At 49.2% G+C, this 24,391-nt stretch carries 17 protein-coding genes and 1 tRNA gene; 11 read left to right on the top strand and 7 right to left on the bottom strand.

Features of this window, described 5'->3' with window-relative positions; genetic code table 11:
• The first annotated feature begins 240 nt into the window (after positions 1–240).
• From METBU_RS0109035 to METBU_RS0109025, 3 genes are all read left to right on the top strand, one after another.
• Positions 241–522, top strand: a complete 282-nt coding sequence (locus METBU_RS0109035; RefSeq protein ID WP_017840309.1) for a type II toxin-antitoxin system RelE/ParE family toxin — start codon at positions 241–243, stop codon at positions 520–522.
• Positions 523–534: 12 nt separating this feature from the next.
• Positions 535–897 carry a HigA family addiction module antitoxin gene (locus tag METBU_RS0109030; RefSeq protein WP_017840308.1) on the top strand — a complete coding sequence of 121 codons (363 nt, stop codon included), beginning with the start codon at positions 535–537 and terminating at the stop codon, positions 895–897.
• A gap of 454 nt (positions 898–1,351) precedes the next feature.
• Complete coding sequence (locus tag METBU_RS0109025) at positions 1,352–4,546, top strand: type I restriction endonuclease subunit R (RefSeq protein WP_017840307.1); 3,195 nt, start codon at positions 1,352–1,354, stop codon at positions 4,544–4,546.
• Positions 4,547–5,229: 683 nt separating this feature from the next.
• On the opposite strand, the gene METBU_RS25255 is transcribed toward METBU_RS0109025, so the two are convergent.
• The 3 genes from METBU_RS25255 to METBU_RS0109010 are packed head-to-tail and all read right to left on the bottom strand — an operon-like array spanning position 5,230 to position 7,840.
• Positions 5,230–6,597 carry a caspase family protein gene (locus METBU_RS25255; protein ID WP_017840306.1) on the bottom strand — a complete coding sequence of 456 codons (1,368 nt, stop codon included), beginning with the start codon at positions 6,595–6,597 and terminating at the stop codon, positions 5,230–5,232.
• 14 nt (positions 6,598–6,611) lie between these two features.
• Positions 6,612–7,247 carry a hypothetical protein gene (locus METBU_RS0109015; protein ID WP_017840305.1) on the bottom strand — a complete coding sequence of 212 codons (636 nt, stop codon included), beginning with the start codon at positions 7,245–7,247 and terminating at the stop codon, positions 6,612–6,614.
• Positions 7,247–7,840, bottom strand: a complete 594-nt coding sequence (locus METBU_RS0109010) for an RNA polymerase sigma factor (protein ID WP_017840304.1) — start codon at positions 7,838–7,840, stop codon at positions 7,247–7,249. Before METBU_RS0109010 ends, METBU_RS0109015 begins: the two co-directional genes overlap by 1 nt.
• Positions 7,841–9,121: 1,281 nt before the next feature.
• Between METBU_RS0109010 and METBU_RS0109005 the strand changes: the two genes are divergently transcribed.
• The 6 genes from METBU_RS0109005 to METBU_RS0108975 all read left to right on the top strand — a co-directional run bounded on the left by METBU_RS0109005 (position 9,122) and on the right by METBU_RS0108975 (position 16,465).
• Positions 9,122–10,693, top strand: coding sequence for a CHASE2 domain-containing protein (locus METBU_RS0109005; RefSeq protein ID WP_017840303.1), 1,572 nt, complete (start codon positions 9,122–9,124; stop codon positions 10,691–10,693).
• A 445-nt stretch (positions 10,694–11,138) separates the two neighbouring features.
• Complete coding sequence (locus METBU_RS0108995; protein ID WP_017840302.1) at positions 11,139–12,593, top strand: M48 family metallopeptidase; 1,455 nt, start codon at positions 11,139–11,141, stop codon at positions 12,591–12,593.
• Positions 12,594–12,792: 199 nt separating this feature from the next.
• Positions 12,793–13,425: a helix-turn-helix transcriptional regulator gene (locus tag METBU_RS0108990; RefSeq protein ID WP_017840301.1), complete on the top strand. Its 633-nt coding sequence runs from the start codon at positions 12,793–12,795 to the stop codon at positions 13,423–13,425.
• Positions 13,426–13,513: 88 nt separating this feature from the next.
• Entirely contained in the window at positions 13,514–14,911 is a 1,398-nt protein-coding gene (locus tag METBU_RS0108985) for a (2Fe-2S)-binding protein (RefSeq protein WP_026130117.1), read from the top strand.
• A 14-nt stretch (positions 14,912–14,925) separates the two neighbouring features.
• A complete protein-coding gene (locus METBU_RS23790) occupies positions 14,926–15,621 on the top strand; it encodes a cytochrome c3 family protein (protein ID WP_017840300.1) in 696 nt (231 codons plus the stop codon).
• Entirely contained in the window at positions 15,611–16,465 is an 855-nt protein-coding gene (locus METBU_RS0108975; RefSeq protein ID WP_017840299.1) for a c-type heme family protein, read from the top strand. The genes METBU_RS23790 and METBU_RS0108975 overlap by 11 nt, the downstream gene beginning before the upstream one ends.
• Before the next feature lie 67 nt (positions 16,466–16,532).
• Here the strand turns inward: METBU_RS0108975 and METBU_RS0108970 are convergent, their stop codons facing one another.
• On the bottom strand, positions 16,533–17,369 hold the full coding sequence (locus METBU_RS0108970) for a metallophosphoesterase (RefSeq protein WP_017840298.1): 837 nt from the start codon (positions 17,367–17,369) through the stop codon (positions 16,533–16,535).
• Positions 17,370–17,547: 178 nt separating this feature from the next.
• A tRNA-Leu gene (locus METBU_RS0108965) sits at positions 17,548–17,634 on the bottom strand.
• 214 nt (positions 17,635–17,848) lie between these two features.
• Between METBU_RS0108965 and rnr the strand changes: the two genes are divergently transcribed.
• Both rnr and rlmB read left to right on the top strand, forming a co-directional pair.
• Positions 17,849–20,083 carry a ribonuclease R gene (rnr, locus tag METBU_RS0108960; RefSeq protein WP_017840297.1) on the top strand — a complete coding sequence of 745 codons (2,235 nt, stop codon included), beginning with the start codon at positions 17,849–17,851 and terminating at the stop codon, positions 20,081–20,083.
• Positions 20,080–20,832, top strand: coding sequence for a 23S rRNA (guanosine(2251)-2'-O)-methyltransferase RlmB (gene rlmB, locus METBU_RS0108955; protein WP_017840296.1), 753 nt, complete (start codon positions 20,080–20,082; stop codon positions 20,830–20,832). The genes rnr and rlmB overlap by 4 nt, the downstream gene beginning before the upstream one ends.
• Positions 20,833–21,029: 197 nt before the next feature.
• On the opposite strand, the gene METBU_RS0108950 is transcribed toward rlmB, so the two are convergent.
• Together METBU_RS0108950 and METBU_RS0108945 are read right to left on the bottom strand one after the other, a co-directional pair.
• Positions 21,030–21,920 (bottom strand): alpha/beta fold hydrolase, encoded by an 891-nt coding sequence (locus METBU_RS0108950; RefSeq protein ID WP_017840295.1) that lies wholly within the window; start codon positions 21,918–21,920, stop codon positions 21,030–21,032.
• Positions 21,921–21,944: 24 nt separating this feature from the next.
• The gene (locus METBU_RS0108945; RefSeq protein ID WP_017840294.1) at positions 21,945–24,380 is read right to left on the bottom strand and encodes a caspase family protein; all 2,436 of its coding nucleotides are present in this window, start codon (positions 24,378–24,380) and stop codon (positions 21,945–21,947) included.
• Positions 24,381–24,391 lie beyond the last annotated feature (11 nt).

Genomic DNA, 24,391 nt, shown 5'->3' with positions numbered 1-24,391 from the left:
GTGTAGGGGCGAATTCATTCGGCCAGGGCGATTAAAATCGCCCCTACATTGAATTCAGTCTGCGTAGGTCCGATTAGCGATAGCGTAATCGGACGCATGTTATGGATAACCTTCGTTCCTCCGATTACGCTAAGCTTTTATAGCCTCAGGGTAAATCGGAGCTACATCAACTCGTCGCCGGATGGGTCGAGATTTGTTCTAAGTGTTGACGATACTAACGCCTCTCGTTACTATGATGCCATGATTAAGACCTTCGCCAATAAAGAAACCGCTGCCGTGTTTGCTCGTAAACCCGTGCATCGGTTCGGTGCGGATTTGCAGCGTATGGCCTTAATTAAGTTGACGTTGTTGCATCGAGCGGCGGATGTGAATGATCTGCGCATCCCGCCCGGCAACCGCCTGGAAAAATTATCCGGCGACCGTGCCGATCAGTACAGCATCCGTATCAACGGCCAATGGCGTCTTTGTTTTCGGTTTGAAAACGGCGATGCCTTTGACGTTGAAATCGTTGATTACCATTGAAAGAGGTAGACCATGAGCATTTCTATTGATGAGATTGATTCCGTGGATTTTTCTGATGTAACTGACATCAGCGGTGGCAAGCTGCCGCCCGTTCACCCCGGTGAAGTCTTGCTGGAAGAGTTTCTCAAGCCGCTAGGTATCACTCAGTACCGGCTTGCCAAAGGAATTAACGTGCCGCAGCGGCGTATCGGTGAAATCGTTGCCGGTAAACGCGCCATCACCGCTGATACAGGACTGCGTTTGTCGCGTTTTTTCGGTATGAGTGAGGGTTTTTGGGTGGGTTTGCAAACCGATTACGACACGGCAAAAGCCAAGGATGCCTTGGGCGAGGCGTTGACGCGCATTCATCGATTTGAAGCATCGGCGGCAGGCTGAAGCCATGCGACAGGGGGATTCGTGCCTCGACGCAATTTTAAGTTAACGAAACCGGGTTTTGTTTAACTAAGGAACGAGCATGAAATAACATAGACAACTGTTGGAAGGGGGTTCGGTGGCTCGATTGACAGGTGTCGGCGGCAGGGATAGCCGCCGTCAAGCCTACAGGGATGTATTCACGGCGTCCTGTCAAGCGAGTCACCGAACCTCCGCAAAGCCTACTACTTGTAGAAGTTATTTTGTGCATATTCCTAAAGGGCAGGCTAAGTTAACGGAAACGGCTTTTCTTTAATTTAGCGGGTCAGTGATTCAATGTTGACGTGAAAAGCGAACGACCCCGATGACCTCACCGAAGCACGATCGGAGACTCCCAGTCCATTTAGGGGGCGAGGCTAACCGATATTCCACCGAATGGTAATTTGGCAAGGTATTAAACAACAATCCGGATCAGAGCATGGCAGCCCATCACGAAGTTCACTTAGAAACCTACATCGTCAAAAAGCTGGTCGATAACGGCTGGGTGGAGGGCGCCAATAGCCATTACGACCCGGTGCGGGCGTTGTATCCCGAAGATGTGGTGAGCTGGATTAAAACCTCTCAGCCGCAAACCTGGGAAAAACTCACCCGATTGAACGGCGGCGATGCCGATAAAGCGGTGTTGGATAGGTTGGAGAAAGCGCTGGCGGCCAAAACCGGCGGCACCATCAAGGTGCTTCGCCAAGGTTTCGATATCGCGGGCGCGGGCAATGTCGCGATGAGCCAGGCCGCCCCGGAAGATGACCGCAACAGCAAGGAGGTCGCGAAATACCAAAACACTATTCTGCGCGTGGTGCGGCAGTTGAAATACTGCCCCACGCGAGAGTGGGCGATTGATTTGGGCTTTTTCATCAATGGTATTCCTGTGGCAACGGTGGAACTAAAAACCGATTTTACCCAGGCCATCGAGGATGCGATTTGGCAATACAAGCGCGACCGCTTGCCGCAAGATCCGATAACCCGACGTAAAGAGCCCTTGTTGACCTTCAGACGCGGCGCCGTCGTGCATTTTGCGATGAGTGACAGCGAGATTGCAATGACCACGAAGCTGGACGGCGAGAAAACCTTCTTTTTGCCCTTCAACAAAGGCAATGACGGTCATGCGGGCAATAAGGCCCGCGACGACGGCGAATATCCGGTGGCCTACTTTTGGGAGGAAATTTGTCAGCGCGATGCCTGGCTGCGCATTTTTCACAGCTTCGTGTATGTGGAAACCAAGGATACGGTCGACAAGTTCGGCATGCCTTACAAGGCCGAGACCTTGATCTTTCCCCGGTATCACCAGTTCGAAGCCGTGAATGCGATGATCGCGGACGCCAAGGCGCTGGGTCCGGGTCGGCAGTATTTGTGCGAACATTCTGCCGGGTCCGGCAAAACCAGCACCATCGCCTGGACGGCTCACGATCTGATCAAGCTGCGCTATCCCGACGGCAGAGCCTATTTCAACTCGGTGATCATAGTGACCGACCGCACCGTGCTCGATGCGCAGTTGCAGGATGCCGTCAAACAATTGGATCACCAGTTCGGCGTGGTCGAAACCATCGATGCCAATCTGCGCGGAGGCCGGTCCAAAAGTCATCGGCTGGCTGAAGCCCTCAAGCAGGGCGTGCCGATCATCGTCGTGACTATTCAAACCTTCCCGTTTGCGATGGAAGCCATTTTGACCGAGCAATCGCTGAAAAACCGTCATTTCGCGGTGATCATCGACGAGGCGCATACCTCGCAAACCGGTTCTACCGCCCAAGGTTTGAGGGCGGCGCTGTCCTTGGATTCTAAGACGAAGCTCGAAGAGATGACTCTGGAAGAAGTGTTGTTGGAGATTCAGAAATCCCGTGTGCGCCCCGCCAATGTCAGCCATTTTGCGTTTACCGCAACGCCGAAACACAGCACGTTTACGCTGTTCGGTAGACCGGAAAACCCGGACATGCCGGTATCGGACGACAACAAGCCGGTAGCCTTTCATCGCTATACCCAGCGGCAAGCGATAGAGGAGGGCTTTATTCTCGATGTGCTTAGAAACTATACGCCGTATTCGCAAGCCGTTCGTTTGGGCGATCAGGGGCTAAACGATAAACGCGTGGACAAAAAATTCGCCCGCCGATCGCTGGCGCGCTGGAAGTCGCTGCATCCGACGATCGTTTCTCAGAAAGTGGAGTTCATCATCGATCATTTCACCCGGAATATTGCAGGGCTTTTGAACGGCGAGGCAAAAGCCATGGTGGTCACCGGCGGGCGAGCGCAGGCGGTCAAATATAAATTGGCTTTCGATCGATACATTAAAAAACACAATCTCCAACATATCAAAGCCTTGGTCGCATTCTCCGGCAAGGTGGAAGGCAAATCGCTCGGCAAAGACGACGAGAAGGACTCCCTCGATATCGAAAAAGAGTACACCGAATACAATCTCAATCCCGATGCCACGGGAGACTTGCGTCAGGAATTCGAGCGTTCCGAATATCAAGTGATGATCGTCGCGAATAAATTTCAGACCGGTTTCAATCAGCCGAAGCTGGTGGGCATGTATTTGGATAAGAAAGTCAGCGGCGTCGAAGCGGTGCAAACGCTGAATCGCCTCAACCGGACCTATCCGGGCAAGGACGTGACTTATATCATCGATTTCGTCAATGACCCGAAAACCATTCTGGATGCCTTCAAGCAATACGACGACGGCGCGGAATTGGAGTCCGTTCAAGATTGCAATGTCGTCTATGACGCGAAGGCGCTATTGGACAATGCGGGCATTTACCAATTCGAAGACCTTGAAGCCTTCAAAAAGGCCAGAGGCAAAGCGGTTCCGGGTAAGGAAACGGACGAAAGCCTGCATAAAAAGCTCTATAGCGCGACCCAGCGTCCCACGGACGTCTTCAACAGCAAATTGAAAATATTGTCGGGCGCCATCGAAAAATGGGATGCCGCGATCGACAAGGCGGTAGTGGAAGACGACAAAAAAGCGCGGGAATACGCGGAATCTCAGCGCAGCGAATTCGCGAAGGCGCGGGAAGGTTTGATGCGGTTTAAAACCGATCTCGGGCGCTTTGTGCGAATATACAACTACATTGCGCAGTTGGTCGAACTCGGCGATGCGGAACTGGAAAATTTCGCCGCGTTCGCGAAGATTTACAGTAAACGCCTGGCGGGCATCTCCCCCGAACAGATCGATCTGACCGGGCTGGTGCTGGCAAACTATCAAATCCGTGCCGAACAAAAAGTCGATGAGGAAGGCGAAAAATATCTGCTAAAACCGATCAAGCCGAATGAAGCGGAACCAAGCGACAGGGAAAAAGAGTTTATCAGTCAAATCATTGCGAGGATGAATGAGCTGTTCGGCGATATTTCCGGCGATGTGGGGCAACGGCACTTTACTTCCCAGATTGTCGATATTGCTATGAGAAATAATCGCGTGACGGAGCAGGTGGAAAACAACACCAAAGAGCAGGCATTGCAAGGCGATTTGCCTCGGGTTGTTCGGGCGGCAACGGTCGACGCGATGAAATCGCATAATGATTTGGCCAGGGTGCTGTTGAAAGATAAGCAAACCATGGGCGCATTTTTCGACCTCGTTTACGACATTATGAAGCATGGAAACGCCAAGGATCTAATTGATCGGCCTTGATTTGCAGGCGCTATTTAGGATTTCGTGATAAATAACGTCCTGGAACGATGGCCTTTGTTGAGGGTTCGGGAACTCGCTTGGCAAGACGCCGTGAATACGTCCGTGTAGGCTTGACGGCGGTGACTGATTGCCATGCATGGCATGAATGCAGATTTTGCATTACGCCATGGATGGCGTGTATTAGGGCATCAACAGTAGGCGCTTTAGGCGATGCAGGGCAGAAAAATGCTCCTGCATTTTCTGCATTCATTACATCCATGTAACTCAGCAATTGCCGAGGAGCAAAATTCTGCCCTGCCGCCGACACTTGCCAATCGAGCAACCTAACCCTCCATTAAATAGGTAAGTTATTTATGACCAAATCCTTACTCGGTTTTGCCCGGCTTAGGCATCACTGCCATTAAGTTAAGGATTTTTCCGTTCGCCCTGAGCCTGTCGAAGGGTGAATGGAAAAGCCTGGGTCGATAAGTTAAGCCGTCCATGGTTCGACAAGCTCACCACGAACGGCTTAACTTAATGGCAGTGCGGCTTAGGCATGCGGGGATGAATTTGTGATTGTCGCTTCATTGAATAACGTGCCGAGGAGCTGCAATCGGTCCTATTCGCGATAATCTGGCCCTATATTGTTTATTCAGTGTGGAGAAATTCGAAGTGTGAATAGGTCTAGATTAAGAAAAAAACGGTTATTCTCTTAATTTTTTAGCGACATCCATAAGAATTTGCAGTGTCTTTAACTGTCCTTCCGCCGTTAATGCAACGGACGGGTCGATGCCGGCCGTCCGTTGCGCATAGATGATTTTGGCGGCAGGGTAATTCGAATGGCTGGCGCGCTCCAGCCAATTCATGCCAACACTTTCATCGCTATCAACTCCAATGCCTTGCAGAATCATTTCGCCCAATTCGAGTTGAGCGATAGGAAACCCTGCAAGCGCTGCTTGTTGTAGCCAATATACGCTTTTTGTATTGTTGGCTCCGCCTCTAATAATGTCACGCCCATTGTTGCCTCTTCCCTGAAAAAAGCCATTGCGATAAGCAAATCCTAGCGTTGTCATCGCAATCACATTACTATTCTCGGCACGATGTTCAAGCAAAGGAACTTCATCTTCGGTCAGATTTTTCATCCGTTTTTCTAATTGGGATTCGACTGCAGCCCATTCTCCAGCTGGTAAAGAGGTGTACCACGTTGAAGGTTCAAGGTTTCTATTTTGACTGCTCGTTGAACCCGAACGCGTCGATACGGTTTTTGAGTGGGTCAACAGGGTGACGCCGGGCGGAGGAAGAAAATAAAACTCATCGACCAACGAGGTCTCAAACCACGGCTGTTGATCATCCAGTGTTTGCTTGCGAACGATGGCGGCAACATTTTTTAGTGCTTCCTCAATCGTTAGGCCTGTTTGCCGCATTTGTTCCGTCAGCGTTTTCGTGTACAGACTGTTATTGCGGCCGGCTCCATCCTCGGCCAACTGGCCCGGCGCGGTTGAATAGGCGATGACCGTGCCCTTGGGAATGACGGTTTTGGCCAGACCGAGATTGGCAAAATCCCGGTAACGATTGCGGGAGGAAGGGCGAAACGGATTATTGCGGCATGCATCCAGAATGACGATATTGACCGCGGACGAGGCAGCATGTAGGCGGTCGATGAGACTTTGCAGCGGAAACGCCTTGAGGGGGACGCTTTGCTCTCCCGTCGGCTGCATGTCGACGGGCACTAGATAATTGCTGCCATTGACTTGTATGCCGTGGCCGGCATAAAAGACCAGACCGATGGCGCCCGATGGCAAGCGCTCGCTGAATTTACGCGTTGATGCGAACAGTTGCTCGCGATTGAGATTGTGTTCAATGCCGACCTCAAACCCGAGCTGCCGCAATGTGGAAGCCATTAATTCCGCATCGTTTCGCGGGTTGAGTAATGGACTGTTGGTATAGGCGCTATTAGCAAGTATCAATGCATGACGCTGCGGTAGATGAGCGGCTTCATCAGCCCAACAAACACCGATCAAACCGAATGCGCAGCCGAGTATCCATGAACCGAACAAATGATTGAATTGCATCGTTGATGTGGCTTCTAGCCATCGCCGGGTTCAATCGGCATGACATCCATAATGCCCGTCGCGCCGAGTAATTGTTGAACGACATGATCCAGTTGATTGCGCTCATCCAATGAAAGCCACAATTCGCCGCTTTCCGAAGGGCCGTTTACGATGCGCGCACCGTTTTGCCGGAGCAAAATTACCAACTCCCCAAAATCGGTGCCGGGGTCGACAGTGATCTTGATGTCCGCAGTGCCGGTAGCTTCCGGCATACTACGGTATGACTTCAGTGCTGTCTTCGTGTCGTCGATTCGGTAGGGTCCCCAAAGCAGCATACTTTGAACGGCTACGATTAAGGTCATTACCGCAAAAGCAGGGGTTAATCCCCAGTCATGACAGATGCTTTTTAACTGCCGCTGCCAGCCGATTAAGCGATGACGGCGATCAGTACGGCTTGCTTGCAATAAGCGCTGTAAACCGGCATCGGTCGAGCATCTATTGCTAACGGCTTTAACCGCATGACGTATGGCATGATTGAAATCAACTTCGTCTTGTAGCTCAGGGTGATGTTGCAAGAATTCCCGCATGAACCGTTGCTGATCTTCGTCCAAGGTGCCGTTAACCCAAAAAGGAAGCAGTTCGCGAAAATGATGCAAGTCTGAATCGGTCATTATCCTTTCTCCGTATCCGCGAGACTAAAAACCTTTTCCAAGCAATCCCGCAATTTCGAGCGTGCATGAAGAAGACGGGTTTTAATAGTGTTTGCCGGGCTGTTTTGTAATCGAGCAACCTCTTCCAGTCGCAGATCCTGATAATAAACCCAATAAGTTGCTTCGCGTTGCGGCAAAGGCAGTGCATCGATACAGCCTTGCATAATTTCATTCAACTCAATGTCCTCAAAATGCCCCTGTACATCCCATGATGCATCGGCAGCGGTATCTGCTAAGTCATCATCCCATTCATCAATGGGTAATCGCTGATGTCGTCGGATTTTACGCTGATGGTCCAATGTTTTGTTTTTTGCAATTGCGCACAACCAGGTAAAAAACTTGCTGCGGCCGTTGAAATTTAAGGGGTTTTTCCATACCGCCATAAACGTATCGTGAACGATGTCGTCGGCAGCTTCATCGGCATTAATGAGATGTCGAACAAAGGCGAATAGAGGGCGATGGTAATGTCGGTACAGCGTTTCAATGGCTTTATCGTTGCCGGCGGCAATTTGGTTTAAAAGCGTGTCGATTTGAGTTGAAATCAGTTCGCCCATAAACGTGAGGATCCTAAGCAGGCGTTTGAAAAGTTGGGTTGAAAAGGTTGTTGACGATCAAATCAACCTTAAGAATTGTCAGGCTATCGTCGTATGGCTGCTATTAAACAAGATCGTCTCGTAAAAGACAAGAAGCGCGCGGCGCATCAAAAAAATAAAGGGGTTGGACGTTTTTGAGTAAATGCGCGAAAAAATTCCTAATAAAAGAATGGTAATTTTTGATTGAAAAAATATGGAAACAACGTTAATCTTCGCTTAAGGTTTATGACTACGGCGTAGGTTAGCTTTTTTTTGCGCACTGTAAAGCAAAAGGCATAAACCCTATGCACAATTTAATATGATTGCTCATTAGTCATGAGGCTCGTTCGTCATGTTTTGGATGAGTTGGGGGGGGGAATCCATGCAGTCAGATGTTTTTTAAGATTGTGTACTAAATACTTATTGTAGTGGTGGCGGTTTTTTTGCCACATTTCAACTCAAAAACAAAATCTATCCGGAAGAGATAGAGCATTAAAAAATATCGGCTATGAATAATAACAACAATATACAATTGCTGTACTCCGCTTTATCTATCATCCATTCTCTACCGCGTCAAGCCGTCAGGCATCGTCTTATCAAGGCGCGTACATATTATCTATCCCTGTATCCGCCCAATAACTGTCCGCAGTAGCACGGAATTTCATCAATCTAGCTAAGCGAGCTTTTTATAACTTAGGCGACCGATAGGACTTTTTGTCCGTCTTCTTCGTTGCACAAACAGTTATATAGCTTCGCTTAACGCCCGCTTGCGCGCCGTGTATACGAAAAAATCATGGCGTTGCGTGATTTATTTGATGCCTGATCCTAAGTATCCGTCTTTGAAAATATTCTTTTCAAAGACATGGTTGATTGTGCGTTAGAGTCGTTCTGATGTTTCAAGATACACAAAGTCCGTCCGGTAAGGATTATTGGAGCGATTTCTTAAAAAAATTATTGCACTATTGAACCAAACGTAAGGTTTGAGCGATTAAGCCTAGTAACAAATGCTCAATATATGAAAGCAAAGTAATCAGTCTTTTCTTTTTGAAGATGAGGGATGCTAGGTTATTAGCCGTTTTTAATGTATGTGTTGAATAACCCTTCGGCAAGTAATTATTCACACACCCTATCGTTCCCACGCTCCAGCGTGGGAACGAGAATGGCCGTGGGGCTGATACTCACCCAACTTGTATTCGCTGTTGGGGATTGAATAATAGCAACTTAAGGCATTGCAGGAATCGATTTTGAAAGAGGCTGATAATCTTGGATAACAAAACCATTACAAATACCGGTTTGAATGAGACAAATAACAAGGATTCATCGTCTCGCCAAAGTCAGGATAATTTAAAAAGCGTAGAGGATTTATATGTCAAATGTTTTAAACCTACGGTTAGTTTTTGTAGCGATGGTGAATTTAGGGTTGAGGTTCGAGGGCGCATTCGTGAAGGAATTAAAAATGCTTTAAATTTATTTTCAATTTCCGATTTGAAGGGTGATATTAATAAGGTTCGAGAAGTCATTTTTCAGGGAAGAACGTTTTCCGTTGCCGCAGTGATTTTTTTGTCATGGATGCTGACTAATTTTCTATTGGATAAAGCATCACCTTTTGGCATAAAGAAGGCGGCCGATGATTATTCGGAATTCATAATCGATCGTATAGCGGCGCCATTTTATGGCTCGGAAGCACAAAATGAAATAGTGGTGGTTTTAATCAATGACAATACCTTAATCAAGGAAGGACAGGCCTGGCCGCCGCATTATGATTGGTACTCCCGTTTACTCCATCGGGTATTGAAAAATCAGCCTAAGGCTGTCTTTTTCGATGTTCAGTTTAATAATTACCGCGCGGACGACAAGACCTTAGACAAGGCGCGCAAGGAATTAGAGGAAGACCTAGCCAGATTTAAAGTACCGCTCATTCTGGCTCAAGGAGCCGATACTTCACGAAAAAATGTATTCGGGCATATAAAGGGTGTGGAATTAGCTCCCGTGGAATGGTCGAATTTTGGTCGCGGTTATCCGCTGCTGCTTCCGGCAAGCAAATCCGGCGAGGCGCAAAATGATAGCTGTAATCCTGATCAAAGTATTGCAACGCCGGCGCTACGGCTTTACAGAGAGGCGTGTTCTGCCGACAGCTCTATCGGATGCGTGGAACCGACAAACCTTTTATCGGGTAAAGCATTATGCAGACCGTTGACCCCGCATTGGGGGCGTGCTGTTTCAAAAATCATGGAGACCAAAAAGCTGGTGCGTTTGAGCGAATGCGATCTGATTAACCCAACGGAAGCCGATCGTTTTCAGTCTTTTGTTAAGTCCATATTTCATACTTTCATTTCCGGATTTGACGACGACATCATGGAGAAGACGCGTCAGCCTTGCGCCTATACAGTGACTGTTTTGGCTCATGACCTAACCAACTTCGATAAAGTTCATGATGTACTCAAGGGCAAAATCGTATTGATTGGTTCGGGGTTGTCCGCAATGCATGATCTGGTGCTCACGCCGGTCCATGGTCAACTTCCAGGCGTTTATCTGCACGCGATGGCGCTCGATAATTTAATGACTTACGGTCGGGATTACTACAGCCATAATAAAGGAAGAGTGTTCGATTTTATATTGATAAGTATGGCAATGGTTGTTTCCTGGTCGATCGCAGTCGTGCTTCGCGCGAAGCCGCGTTTTTACCAGTTCGGCCTAAGGCTGTTCGCGGTATTGCTGATTGTAGCCCTGTCATTTGTTCTTTATACGCAGTATCACTACCCGGCAGTCCACTGGCTCAGTTTTTTATTGCTTTATGAATTGATCATTCGCGTGATTCAACAGGAACGCCATTAACCTAACCCATTCTATTCATCTTGAAAAGGCCACAAAAAATGAAATTTAAGTCCAGTACGATATTGTTTTACATAGCTATATTTTCATTGAATCTCGGTTCGTTCGCGCAAGCCGATGAATCCAAGGATAATTCTGACGAGGCACGTCAAATGATAGTCAGGTTCAATAGTGATTCACTCACTTTATATCATCGCGATGGAACGAGTTTTAATCGCATCGGTGAAGCTACCATAAACGACCTGCCGACATTGCCAATACCGATAGTGGAGAGTTCATCAGCTGGCTATGTTTTAATCAATGGGGATCGCGGGATGGTATGGTTGGACCAATTCGATATAGGGACCACGGAAAAACCGTTGGTAACGGCTACCTGCGATAGAGCCAGCAGTTATTCGATAGACTATATAAATACATCTGTTCCTGGTAATAATGACGGATGTAAATAATGGCGCGTGTTAATACTAATTCGCCACTCAAAAGAGCGATTAAGTCTTTTGTCATAGGCATTGCGCTATTGTCCTCAGGCTGTTCGACATTCACCGCGAGACTGAGCGATGCCGATCAATCCCCGCTATTGCCTCCCGGCACAGTAAAAGGTTTGTCTAGGGACGCGCCCAATCCCGAGAAGGGATTGAATTTTCGCCGCGCGTATTTCGGTATCGCCCGGCAGGCTGAGCTTGATGCTTACTTGAATGAAATTCTGGCGCGCCTTCAAAAAGCTTATACGGATATTCCGGAGCCCGCGCATGTGTTCGTGGTCCCGGACTCTTCATATTCGGCTAACGCCACCGAAGACGGCGCCATATTCGTACCCTTTGGCATATTACTGGACATCGAAAGCGAGGATGAGCTAGCGGCTTTGTTGGCGCATGAATATAGTCATGTCTTGCTGGGACATCACATTACCGGAAATGCCGAAGAAATATGGAATTATATCCACGGGCTGACAAATCTTGCATTGAGAACCCAGCTTATTGCTCAAAAGACTTTGCCTTTGCTGGCCAATGAGGCGGCTTTGGAAATGATTCAAAGTGCGGCCATTCCTGTCTTGGACCGTTCTCAAGAAGACGATGCGGATAAACTCGGCACGGATCTTCTCATTGCCGCCGGTTATAACAGCATCGGCATGTATGAGTTGTTGGGGCGAATGAAACGCTGGGACGAATTGAATGAGGAACAAAAAAAATCCAGGGAATCTCTTTTAGAAATGGCTTCCGATTCTTTCAAAATCGATTCCAAAAGGATGGAGGTCGATTTTACTCCTATGATAACCGGTGTTTCCGAGAGTATTCTCGAGGCTCGAGATTGGTTACGCAAAAAACATTACGATACCAAAGAGCGTCAGGACACGATTCGTGATTACATTAAGACCGTTCATTCAGGAGCCCCGAGACCGGAAAAGAGAATAACGCAATGGGTGGGTGTGAAAAACAGTCCCTCTGTCAAAAGTTTTCTTGATGGCTTGGCTTTAATGCGCGATCTCAATAGATCGCTGGTTAAGCTCAATGCACCCACGGTGACAAAACTGGTTGATAAGATGATGACGACTCAAGCAGGCAATGTTCCTTATCTTCATTACAGCGCTTTCAAAGCGTATAAATCCGTCGGGTTGAACGCAGAAGCTATTGCGGTTTTGAAGAAGGATGAATTATCCCCGGATTCTTTATTGCCTCAACACATGGAATTGATCGCCATAGCCGAAAAAAAATCCGCCGATGAAGGATTGAAGTCTGCGTTATCGGCCAACCAGGTCTTAGGGGAGCCGCCCCAATTGATGCCTAAGCTCATTCACTTATATAAAAAAACGGGGAACAAAGTTGCGATGACCGGATGGCACGCGAAGTGCGTGGCGACCGGGGTCAATGCATTAATGAATGAGTGTGATAAACAAGCTCACTAGATACTTGATCAAAAAATCATTGCAGGGTTTGGAGAAGTCAAGCCCCATCATCCGCCTTCAAAGCGAGACTATTGTAAATGTCGGACTTGTATGGACTCCTTGATTTTTATTTCAAGCCGAGTTTCCAGCAATATTCAATGACACAACAGTTTTCTTTCAATTACATACAGTATTCATTTTTTAATAATCCTCTTACAGCATGGATAAACAAATCGGCTCACGGCAAGAACAAATCTTAAAACTCCTCCTTACTGCCGAAACGGGCCTCAGCATCAATGAATTAGCCGCCGAATTGAGCATTTCCAGAAATGCGGTCACGCAGCACATCCTGTCGCTGGAGCGCAATCAAATGATTTGTGAAACCTCTCTGTTCAATAACACGGGCGGGCGGCCGTCGCGTAGTTATCGGTTGACCGAGCAGACTCGCAAGGGATTACCTAAGCAATATGCCTGGTTTAGCGATTTATTGCTCAGCGAACTGGCAGTCGAACTCGGTTCGGAGGCTTTGCAAAAAGTCATTTGGAAGTTAGGCGTCGAACAAGCTCGATTGTTGAAGGCGCAGTTTGCCGGTAAGGATTTAGAACAGACATTGCCGGCCCTGATCGAGGTCATGGAAAATTTGGGCTACCACCCGGAGCTCGAACGGCAACATGGACAAATCAGTATCAAGGTCAGTCACTGTGTTTATCATGAACTGGCCCAACAACATCCCGAGCTGTGCCGTTTCGACCAGGCGCTCATCACGACAGTCCTGAGTAGGCCGATCGAGCAGACTGCTTGTGTCGCCAAAATGGATTGCGTTTGCCGATTCAGCGTCGATGTTAGCGAATAAGCCGCCTTTAAGGGGTAATGCCTCCAAACTCAAGCGCTGCAATCAGCCTTAATAGGCCTACAAAAAACGATAAATTGAGAACCGACTCATGGAAACCAACACGCAACGCGTCATTGCACGCACGCCACCTGAAATCATCTGTCATTGCCGGCAAATCGACAGGAACACCATAGAACGATCGATCGAACAAGGCATGACAAGCCTTTCTGAAATCTCCAGAGCCACGGGCGCCGGCAGCGAGTGCGGTTGTTGTCGGGTTTACATTAAGGAACTGCTCGGTGAAAATTCATGGCTGCCGGTGCTTTTGGCGTCGGCGCATCGCTATTCGGAAAATTACTGCGCTTTTCGCTTCGCCAGAGCCGATGGAGAGCCTTGGCAACGGGAGCCGCCCGGCGCCTATATCATAGTCCATGCCTTCATCGACGGCGCTTGGGTCGGGCGGCCCTACGCGATCACCGACGATGGTGCGGACAGCGGATTGCGCGAGATCATCGTCAAACGTAAAAAAGGCGGTTTCTTTTCGAATTGGTTGTTCGATCATCTCGACGATTCGTCCAGCGCGCCTTTCAGGATTTCGGCCAGCGTCGGCGGCGCTGTTTTCGACCCGAACGGCTCCCGGCCCATCATCTGCCTGATCGGCGGCGTCGGCATCACGCCGGTTCTGGCCTTGTGCCGGATGCTCGTCAAGCACCACGGAAAAACGAAAATTCATATCGACTATTCCGCAAGCTCAATAGACGACTTTTTCTGCCGCGACGAATTATCCCGAATTGCGCGGATTTGTGACATAACGGTCGAATTTCGGCCTACCTCGACTCGCGGACGCATGCGACAGGCCGATGCCGATGCGCTGGTGAAACGTTATCCCGGCGAATCCTATTACATTTGCGGCTCCGCCAGTTATAAAGCCGCGACGATGGAGCTGCTTCGCAAGAGCGGGGCCGTCGGTCGGCAAATCATCGACCTGGAAGCGCCGCAACAGACAGGCGAAAACAGCGAAGCCGATCGAGAGGCCTGGGGCTACCGGGCCGTCGGCTTGTGCCTGTTGGCGGCTTACGGTCTGCAAGATGCGATCGATTTGAAGTGGCCGTTGCTCGAGCAATGGCAAAGCGATCAAATGTATAAGATTTGCAGCGGCTTATTACTCTTGTTTTATGTCTTGTTGCAGTGGCGTTTGCCGGTCGCGCGCTGGCTAAAGCGCGAAAACGACCGTCTGAAGGCACAAAAAAACCGCCATAAAACCATCGGCGCAGTCGCGCCCCTGCTGTTTTATCTGCACGCCACGAGTATCGGCTACGCTTATTTGGCGGTGTTGAGCAGCGTTTATTTGGCCAATAACCTTCTGGGCTACGGCAGCGGCGAGTTTGTAACCGCCGCGTTTAGAAAAGCCTATGTATACGGCTGGACGATCTTGCATGTCGGCCTGTCTACCAGTCTGTTGTTTTTAAGCGCTTACCACGTTTATATCGCGCTTGCCTATAAGTAACGGGAGCTTAATAGATGCTATTTCGTTACCTTGCCTTTCGCTTTAAATATCGTTTGGGCTATGCCGCAGGCCTGTTTCTAAGTATCGCAGGTTTGGCGCTACTGATGTCCGACAATCAAGCCGCTTGGCACAGTCCCGGTCCCGCCAATCACGGTCATGAACAACTGCCGTGCTCGGATTGTCATCGTGAGGCCGAAGGCAGTGCGCGCCAGCAAATTCAAGCCAATCTCAAACACCAACTGGGCTTGAGAAAGCATGAGGCTTATTTTCAATTCCGGCCGGTGAGCAACGCGCAATGCCTGGCCTGTCATGATCGCCCGAATGACCCGCATTTGGTGCATCGTTTCAATGAGCCGCGTTTTGCCGAAACGCGGGAAAAACTTCACCCCGAAACCTGCGCCTCCTGTCATGTCGAACACCGGGGCGTTCGCATCACCCTGCAGAACGCCGAATTTTGCCAAAGTTGCCATGAGGATTTTTCGCTGAAAGAAGACCCGATCAGCATTCCGCATCAAACTTTGGCGCAACAGCAACGCTGGGAGACTTGCCTGGGCTGTCACGACTATCACGGCAATCATCGAATGGATGTGCCGACCGAGGTCGACAATGCCATCGCGCCGGCTATTATCGGCGACTATTTCAACGGAGCGGCATCGCCGTATCCCGGACCCGTCATCCAAAAAGCAAAGGAGAAACCGGATGAGTCATAAGACTTTTTTGTTGATGTTTTTAACCTTAATAGGGTCGATCGTCTATTTATTCGTCGAAGCCCCGCAAGCGCTACCGGACGGTAAAGCCGGCGAAGATCGGGCGATTCCCGTCAATCGCTTGTTGGATATCGTCGCCAACGAAAACAATGCGGTTCGCGCGCTCTATACGCAAGAAATCGTCGGGGAAGGCGAGAAGGCCGGCCTTCAGTTCAGCGAAGACTGGCAAGAAGCCTCTGTCGAAGCCGGACCGTTGCCGGCGCTGTTTTTACGGGAAGCGTCGAGAAGCCTGGAAAAAAATGCGACACCGTTGAGCCTGTTCTTGGGGTCGGATTTTCCGATTGCGTCGTCGAATGCCTTCAAAGGCATACAAATTGAGAAATTCAACCGAATCAAGCAAACGCTTCGGCCGGAATATTTCTATGCCGCCGATATTCGGCGCTATACCGCGATGTATCCCGATTACGCCGTCTCGGCAGCCTGCGTCGACTGCCACAACGAACATCCGAACAGCCCCAAAAAAGACTGGCACTTACAGGATATGATGGGCGCGACAACTTGGCTGTATCCCGATGAGATGGCCACGCCCGGCGAACTGATCGAAACCTTGGCGGCGGCGCGTGAAGCTTTTAAAACGGCGTATCAGGCTTATCTCGACAAAGTAACGACCTTCGGCAATCCGCCGATGATTGGCGAAAAATGGCCGCGCGACGGCTATTATTTGCCTTCAGCGGAGGTGTTCATGCAGGAAGTGGATGCGCGCGTCGCGGGGGCGACATTGGGCGGACTCATGCAGGTCAGTCAGCCTCTTATGCATTCGCCGGAGGATGATGGTAAGCCGCTTTAACTGAGATGGTGTCTGAGGTTTATGAGACTGTAGAAAGAATTCGATAGAAGAGGTCGGTTTATGGTTTCTACACCTCTATCAAACGCTCCTCATCAAAGCCGGGCGCCGGTGATCTTGGATATCCTCGCGGATTCGACACGATCCGAACGCCGGCGATCTCATAATCCACCGCATTATGGATATGGCCGTGGCACCACAGGTCAATGCGGTGCGATCGGTCGGCGATAAATTCATCCAGCGAAGAGGCATAGGCGTAATCGACGATTTCCATGGAACGCAGCGAGGGAGCATGATGGGTTACCACCACCGTTTTTCCGTCATGTTGCTCGGCTAATTGCCGGTCCAGCCAGCGCAGCGAATCCTGATGCAGACAATAGGCGACGGCCGGGGAAAAATAGTGCGGCTCAAACCCGAACAGCGAATCGGTGGTTCGTCTCATCAGCGCGGTCGCGCGATCGTAGTGATCGGGGTTTTGCCACCATGTTTGGCAAGTGATATAGCGATAGTCGTTCATGGTCGATTGTGCTTCATAAACCGATGATGGCGAATAGCGGTTAAAGTCCGACCACAATGTGCAACCTAAAAACCGCACCCCGTCAATGACGACGCTGTCATTCTCCAGAAAATGTATGTCCAATGCCGTAGCGGTAGCCCGCAATTCGTCGATGATGCCCAGGTCGTTATCATAAAACTCGTGATTGCCGGCGACATAAATGATTTCATGGTTGGCAAACCGCCTCCGGCCCCATTCCAGGCCATTGCACCCTTCGCCAATATCGCCGGCCAGAATGACGACATCCGCGGTATTGGGATGATCGAAACGTAAACATGAATATTTGGCAGACGGATCAAACCGCTGATGTGCGAATTCTGTATGAATATCGGAGGCTAAAAAAATTTTCATGTTCAAGAGCTTCCTTGCCAGTAGGTATGCGTTAGATCAAAAGTTTGGGCGGGGCAAGGTTATCATCTGCAGTCTAAAATTCGTTCGGTTAGCTGTCCAATGTTAATAATCGCAATGTCCTGGGGTAAAATAACTAAGTGTAGGGAATTGCAAAAATTTAACGGGGGTAATCAAGAAATGGTGCCGAGGAGAGGACTTGAACCTCCACGCCCTTGCGAGCACTAGCACCTGAAGCTAGCGTGTCTACCAATTTCACCACCTCGGCAAAGGTGTGCTGTATCAGCGAAGTGAGCGCGCACTATACCGATTGCTTGATATGCTGTCAATACTATCGATGCCTAAAATCGCTGAGGTCTGCCCGCTGGCTGTCCATCAACCGCTTGATACATCACGTTGAATTTTGATTTGCATAGGGAATTGTTAAAATACGCGTATACAGTTAAGCTATGGCATTCATTCTAATTTAGGAAACGACGACATTGAAGTCTAAAGATAAAAAACCAAATTTTATTCCGACCCGAGATCCTTATGCGGAGCGCGAGGCGGCAAAATACGAGAATCCGATACCGAGTCGGGAGTTGATCCTCGATCTGCTCGCTCACGTCGGTAAACCGTTGTCGCGCGAACAAATTTCGCAGGAATTTCAGCTTGAGTCTCCCGATCAACTAGAAGCGTTGCGCAGACGGCTTCGTGCAATGGAGCGCGACGGTCAATTATTATTCAATCGGCGCCAAAAATACTGCCGGGTTAACAGCAAGGATTTGATTGCCGGGCGCATCCTCGGTCATGCCGATGGCTTTGGATTTTTAAAGCCGGATGACGGTTCCGACGATTTATTTTTGTCTCCCCGTGAAATGCGTTTGGTTCTGCACAATGACAGGGCCGTCGCGAGAATCGCTGGTCTCGACCGGAAAGGGCGCCGCGAAGGTGCTATTGTCGAGGTTTTGGAGCGCAATACTAAGCAAATTGTCGGCCGATTTTTTACCGAAAAAGGTGTCAATTACGTCGTTCCGGATAATAAAAACCTGGCTCAAGACGTATTGATTCCGGCCGATGAAACCGGCAAAGCAAAAAAAGGCGATATTGTTGTCGCCGAAATCTTGGAACAACCGAGTAAGACCAATCAGCCCATCGGACGTGTTGCCGAGGTTCTGGGTAAGCATTTGGCTCCGGGCATGGAAATCGAGATGGCGATTCGCAGTCATGGACTGCCGCATGTTTGGCCGGAAGAGGTTGAACAGGAAATTCAGTCATTCAGCGATGAAGTGCCGGAAGCCGCTAAGGAAGGACGTGTCGATTTGCGTGATGTTCCGCTGGTGACGATAGACGGCGAGGATGCGCGCGATTTCGACGATGCGGTGTATTGTCGTAAGACTGGAAAGGGCTGGAAGCTTTTTGTCGCGATCGCCGATGTGTCTCATTATGTCGCGATCAATAGCTCGTTGGATCTTGAGGCCAAAAACCGCAGTACTTCGGTTTATTTTCCGGAACAGGTGATTCCGATGTTGCCGGAAATTCTTTCGAATGGACTCTGTTCGCTCAATCCCGAAGTCGACCGTTTATGTATGGTCTGCGAGATGACGATCAATGCGGAAGGGCAGATGACGCGTTCGCGTTTCTTCGAGGCCGTGATGCGTTCTCATGCTCGCCTGACTTATACCGAAGTCGCTAGCATGCTGGTCGATGGCAATAAAGCTTTAATTAAAAAATATAAGCCTTTAATGCCGCATTTGCAGGAACTGTATGCTTTGTACAAAGCCATGCGTTTGAGCCGAGAAAAACGCGGTGCAATGGATTTCGATACTCAGGAAACGCGGATTATTTTCGGTTCCGAGCGTAAGATCGAAAAGATCGTTCCGGTTGTGCGTAACGATGCACATAAGCTGATTGAAGAGTTTATGATCACCGCGAACATGGCGGCGGCTAAATTTCTCAATCGCCGAAAAATGCCCAAGTTACTGAGAATTCATGACGGGCCCGGACCGGAAAAATTATTGGCGCTGAAGACCTTCTTAGGTGAATTGGGTCTGAGTTTGGGTGGTGGTGAGAAGCCGACGCCGCTCGATTACATGCATCTAGTCGATAGTATTAAAGGGCGCCCGGATGCCCACTTGATTCAAACGGTTTTGTTGCGTTCGATGTCGCAAGCCGTTTACAGTCCCGATTTGAAAGGTCATTTCGGCTTGGCGCTCGACGCCTATGCTCATTTTACGTCGCCGATTCGCCGTTATCCCGACTTGTTGGTGCATCGGGCCATCCGACATTGTTTACAAGACAAAAAGCCGGAAAGTTATCATTACGGATTTCCCGACATGGTCACGCTAGGCGAGCAATGCTCGACGAATGAGCGCCGAGCCGATGATGCGACACGCGATGTCGTTAGTTGGCTCAAGTGCGAATACATGATGGACAAGGTCGGCGAAGAGTTTCCGGGTATTATTTCGGCAGTGACGTCGTTTGGCTTTTTTGTCGAACTCGCCGATATTTATGTCGAGGGCCTCGTGCATATCAGTAATCTGGCCCAAGATTATTTTCATTTCGATGCTGCCAGTCATCAATTAATCGGCGAACGTACGGGCATTCGTTATCGTCTTGGCGATACCGTGCAAGTGAAAGTCGTACGTGTCGATCTCGACGATAAAAAAATCGATTTCGAACTGGTCAAGGTTACTGCCTTGGCAAAGCGCCCGAAAAAAAGACGGCGTAAAAAATGAGCCGAGTCAAAATTTACGGCATTCATTCGGTTCAGGCGGCACTCGATTATTCGCCTCAGCATATTCATCAGGCTTGGGTTGACTCGCACCGTCAGGACCGACGTTTAAGTCAATTACTCGAAGACTTGAAAAAGCTCGGTATTAACCCCGAAAAAGTCGACCGGAAAAAACTGGATCGTCTCGCCGACGGTAATAATCATCAAAGTATCGTGCTTGAAATCGAATTGCCTTCGGCGCAATCGGAAGATGCATTGAAGCAGGCGGTCTCCAGTCTTACCGGCATGCCGTTGTTTTTGGTTTTGGATAATGTTCAGGACCCGCATAACCTCGGAGCATGCTTAAGGACGGCCGATGCTACCGGCGTGCAAGGCGTCATCATCACAAAGGATAATTCGGTAGGTATTACACCGACGGTTTGTAAGGTTGCGAGCGGTGCTGCGGAGACCGTGCCGGTCTATCAAGTCACGAATCTGGCCCGAACATTGCGTTGGCTAAAAGATCAGGGGATTTGGATTTTCGGCGCCGCCGGCGAAGCCGAGCAAACGCTTTATCAGTGCGACTTTAAGCTGCCGATGGCCTTGGTGATCGGTGCCGAGGGTAAAGGTATGCGGCGTTTGACTCGTGAACAATGCGATTGGTTGGTCAAATTACCGATGGAGGGTAGTGTTTCCAGTCTCAATTTGTCGGTCGCGACCGGTGCGATGCTGTATGAGGTCGTTCGTCAAAGATCGATCCCATCACAGCTCTAGTAAGTTATTTGATCTCCAAATTGGGAATTGCTGCTAAGGAGGCGCCGGGGTGTTCGGCAAAGGCTTTGCCAGCATGGAGCTGGCATAGAGCCTATATGGACGTATTTACGGCGTCCTTTGACGGGCACCCCGGGGCCGAATTTTGATCTATGATGGGTATATTTTAGATTAATCGTTTTTAACGGCCAGGCTGATAGTCAATCGGGGCGCTCAAGTGAAAGGGCGATATATCTTTTAAGAATATCGGGCCATAAGTCTGCCCAACAGCACACATGATCGAATCCATCGATTGGCAGGTAAACGGCATTGGCTTGCCGCCGGCTAAAAGATTCGATGATCGAAGCGGGAACATTGCTGTCGTTTACTCCGGCCAGATGAATTTGTTTTATTTTGGCAGGTAAAGGTTGAGCGTCAATCGGGTTTAAAGATGCGTCTAGTGGTAAATAAGCGTGATGTCGGCTCCAGGCACTTGTGTTCAGGTTGGCTGCGACTGTAACAACGATGCTTGTGTTTTCAAAGTAAGGCGCGAGCAGCGTGGCGAGTGTTCCGCCACCGCTATAACCGATCAAAACTACGCTTGTTGTTTTTGCGTTTCTTAGCCATTTCTGCAAGGCGGTCGCCATGCTTTCGACGACCTCGGCCGAATACCGATGTGACGTCCAGTGTGCATAATGGCAGTTGGCCGTCGTATGCAACCCGTAGTAGCAGGGCCGGCCCAGTAATATTGCAGGTTCTTTATCTGCTGCCATTAAACGCAATATCAGCGGGTTTCTCGGTGTCGGATCTTCGGCAATCCAGCGGTTCATTTCCCATGGCGTGCCGTCGCCATCTAAATAAACATGGACTACCGGGATGGTGTCGGATTGCGCCGCAGTTTGGTTTAAATAGACTCGATGGCGAAATGGTTCGCCGATTATTTCAATGCTGGTAAGCCCTAAGTTTTTGGCGCTAGATTCAAAACGTTCTGAAGGTGTCGCGCAGCCGCTAAGCTGTAAGAGCAACAAGATTAAGCCGGCAATCCCCGGCTTGAGTATTGTTGTCGTTTTTAGGGCGTCTGGGCTGTTTGTCGAGAAGCGAAGTAAACCCATTCTTACAGCTTAACGGTGTTGTCGTTAAGCACCGGGCAGGAAAAAGAACGGGCTACCCTCGTGACCGGCATGTTGAAGCGGCGCGTATTGCGGCGCTTGAGTAAAGCCCACACGGGATGCCGAAGTTCGGACTTGTTTCGATACCGAACGAAAAATATCATAATCTTCGATTAAACCCCGATTGCTTTGTAGTGCATCGATAAAGGCTCGGGCAAATATTGAATGCTGGCCGTCCCCTTCGTCGAGAACCGGAGCCACGCCTCCTGATGTCAAGACGGTTCGTGCTTTCCGTGTTGCCATGAATTTCAGCCATTTTTCGCGTTTATCTTCGGGCATACCGTCCGGCAGTCTAGCGATCGCCGTTCCGGTCATCGCGCCCGAGTAGCAAGAATCCGCCACAACCAGGATGTGCCGTGCGGCGATGATATTCAGATAACGGGTGATATCGTCGCTGGAAATCCAGTTTGCGGTATTGTCGATTTCGGCATCGGTAGGTAGCCAGTAAGCCGCCAGGCTGGTTTTATCTCGTTCTCCGTGACCCGCATAGTAAATCAATAAGTTATCGTTTTCTTTCAAAGAATTGCGAATAGTATTCAGCGCCGTCATGATTTGGTGGCGATTGGCATTTTGCAGCAATGTGGTTTTGAATCCATAGCGTTGGCGCAGAATCGACTCGACCGCTTTGGCATCGTTGATCGCGGTTTTCAGTGTCGGTAGTTCCGTATAATCGTTATTGCCGATGATGAGCGCATGATAACGCCCGAAGTCGACATCATAAAATCGGCCTGGTTTGCTGGGTGTCGTCGGTCGGCTGTCGATGCTTGAAGTGGCGCTTTCCTCTTGGGTTACGATGTTGAAATTCAGACTGGTTCTTTTGTCTTTTTTATCGACGGCGACGATTTTGATTGGTGTCGTGGCTTCTGTGGCAGTGATATTTATCTTAAAGAAGCCCTGCGTATCGATATTTTCAGGTTTATCATTGACCACTAATGATTTAAGTCCGGCCGGCGCTTCGACTTTGCCGGTTATGGTTCTTGATGGGGCTATCGATCTTAACAATAAGCTTGGAACGCCTCGAGTCAATACCATCGGCGGATCGATAATTTCTATTGTTGGTGCGGCAGAGGCTAATTGTATCAATTGACCGCTTTCCAATTTTGTTACGGCTTTGCGTTGTTCGTTAATTCGGGTTTTTAAGGTTTTGACTTCCTGTGCAACCGTTTGCAACGATTGTTTTTGTAAGTCCAAATTAGCCCTAATTTCCTTCGCTCTTAGTTGTTCTCTCGGCGAACCGCTTTGTTCGGCCGATGAACCTACCGCTTCTAAAGATCGTTTGATTTCATTGGAGATCTTTATGTAATGACTTTCTTTTTCTTGAAGTAAGGTTTCGTTTTTTTGCAGTTCGCTACGGGCGTTGGCCAGTGTTTTGCCTGCTTGGGCGTCGATGATAGGTTGTTGTGGGGCGCTAGCGACGATTTTTTGTTCCTGGGCTAGGGCGGCTTGAGTTCTATGTTTGATGGATTTCTCTTTGGTTTCCAGGGAGCGTTCTAATTTTGAAATTTGATTTTGTCGCGCTTCGAATTCGGTTTGACCGGCTTTTAATTCCTGATCCAGCGCTTTTAGTAGTGATTCGTTCCGGGTGGATTTGTTTTTTTCCTGTTCGAGCTGTTGTTTTTTTTGGTCTAAGTTTCTTTGTATCGAGCGTAGATCATCTTGCTGTTGTCTGAGTTGACGTTGTGTGTCGGCTAGTTGGCTTCGTAATTGATCCGCCTCGAATTTACGTCGAGCGGCATCTTGCCGTAAAGCTTCCAATTCTTGTTCATGAGCGCTGGAAAATTGTGCCTCGACAACCGAAGCAAATTGCAAGTCGGTATTTTCTAAGCCTGATGCCTTACGATACCAATTTAATGCGGTAGTCAGGTCTTTTTCAACGCCGAGTCCTTTTTCATATAAATAACCGAGATTAATTTGCGCTCTCGAATGACCCGTTTCGGCGGCTTTTCGGTACCATTCGGCGGCTAAGCGAGGATCTGCCTCTGCGCCTAGTCCTTTTTCGTAGATTTCGCCGACGTTGATTTGCGCTTCGGGATCGCCTTGTTGTGCAAGCGGTAGCCATATTTTTAAAGCGCTGGCTAAATTGGCTCGGTCATAAGCGACATATTCGCCTCCGCGAATTTCGCATTCGCCCGCGGTCGTTTTAATTGCGCGCCTGGCTGTTAAGTAGGTCATTTGCGTGCCTAGCTTTCTGACTTGTCCGGGTAGCAGGCAATCGACGATGAATAGCTTGTCTGTGTCTTGAGGATTAAAGCCTTTTAGGGCTTTTAGGCCTTCTGGGCTGGTTGGGTCGGTTGTTTGGCAGCCGAGGGATAATGTCAATGATGTCAATGTCGCAACAAACAGAGTTTTTTTTGTGCTGAGCTGTTTATACTGTGTCGGTGGTTTTGGCTTGTTGCCTGACATGTTTTTCGCCT

This window comes from Methylotuvimicrobium buryatense 5G, from assembly GCF_000341735.1.
GTDB classification, from domain to species: Bacteria; Pseudomonadota; Gammaproteobacteria; order Methylococcales; family Methylomonadaceae; genus Methylotuvimicrobium; species Methylotuvimicrobium buryatense.
This window is presented reverse-complemented; position numbering and strand designations above follow the sequence as displayed.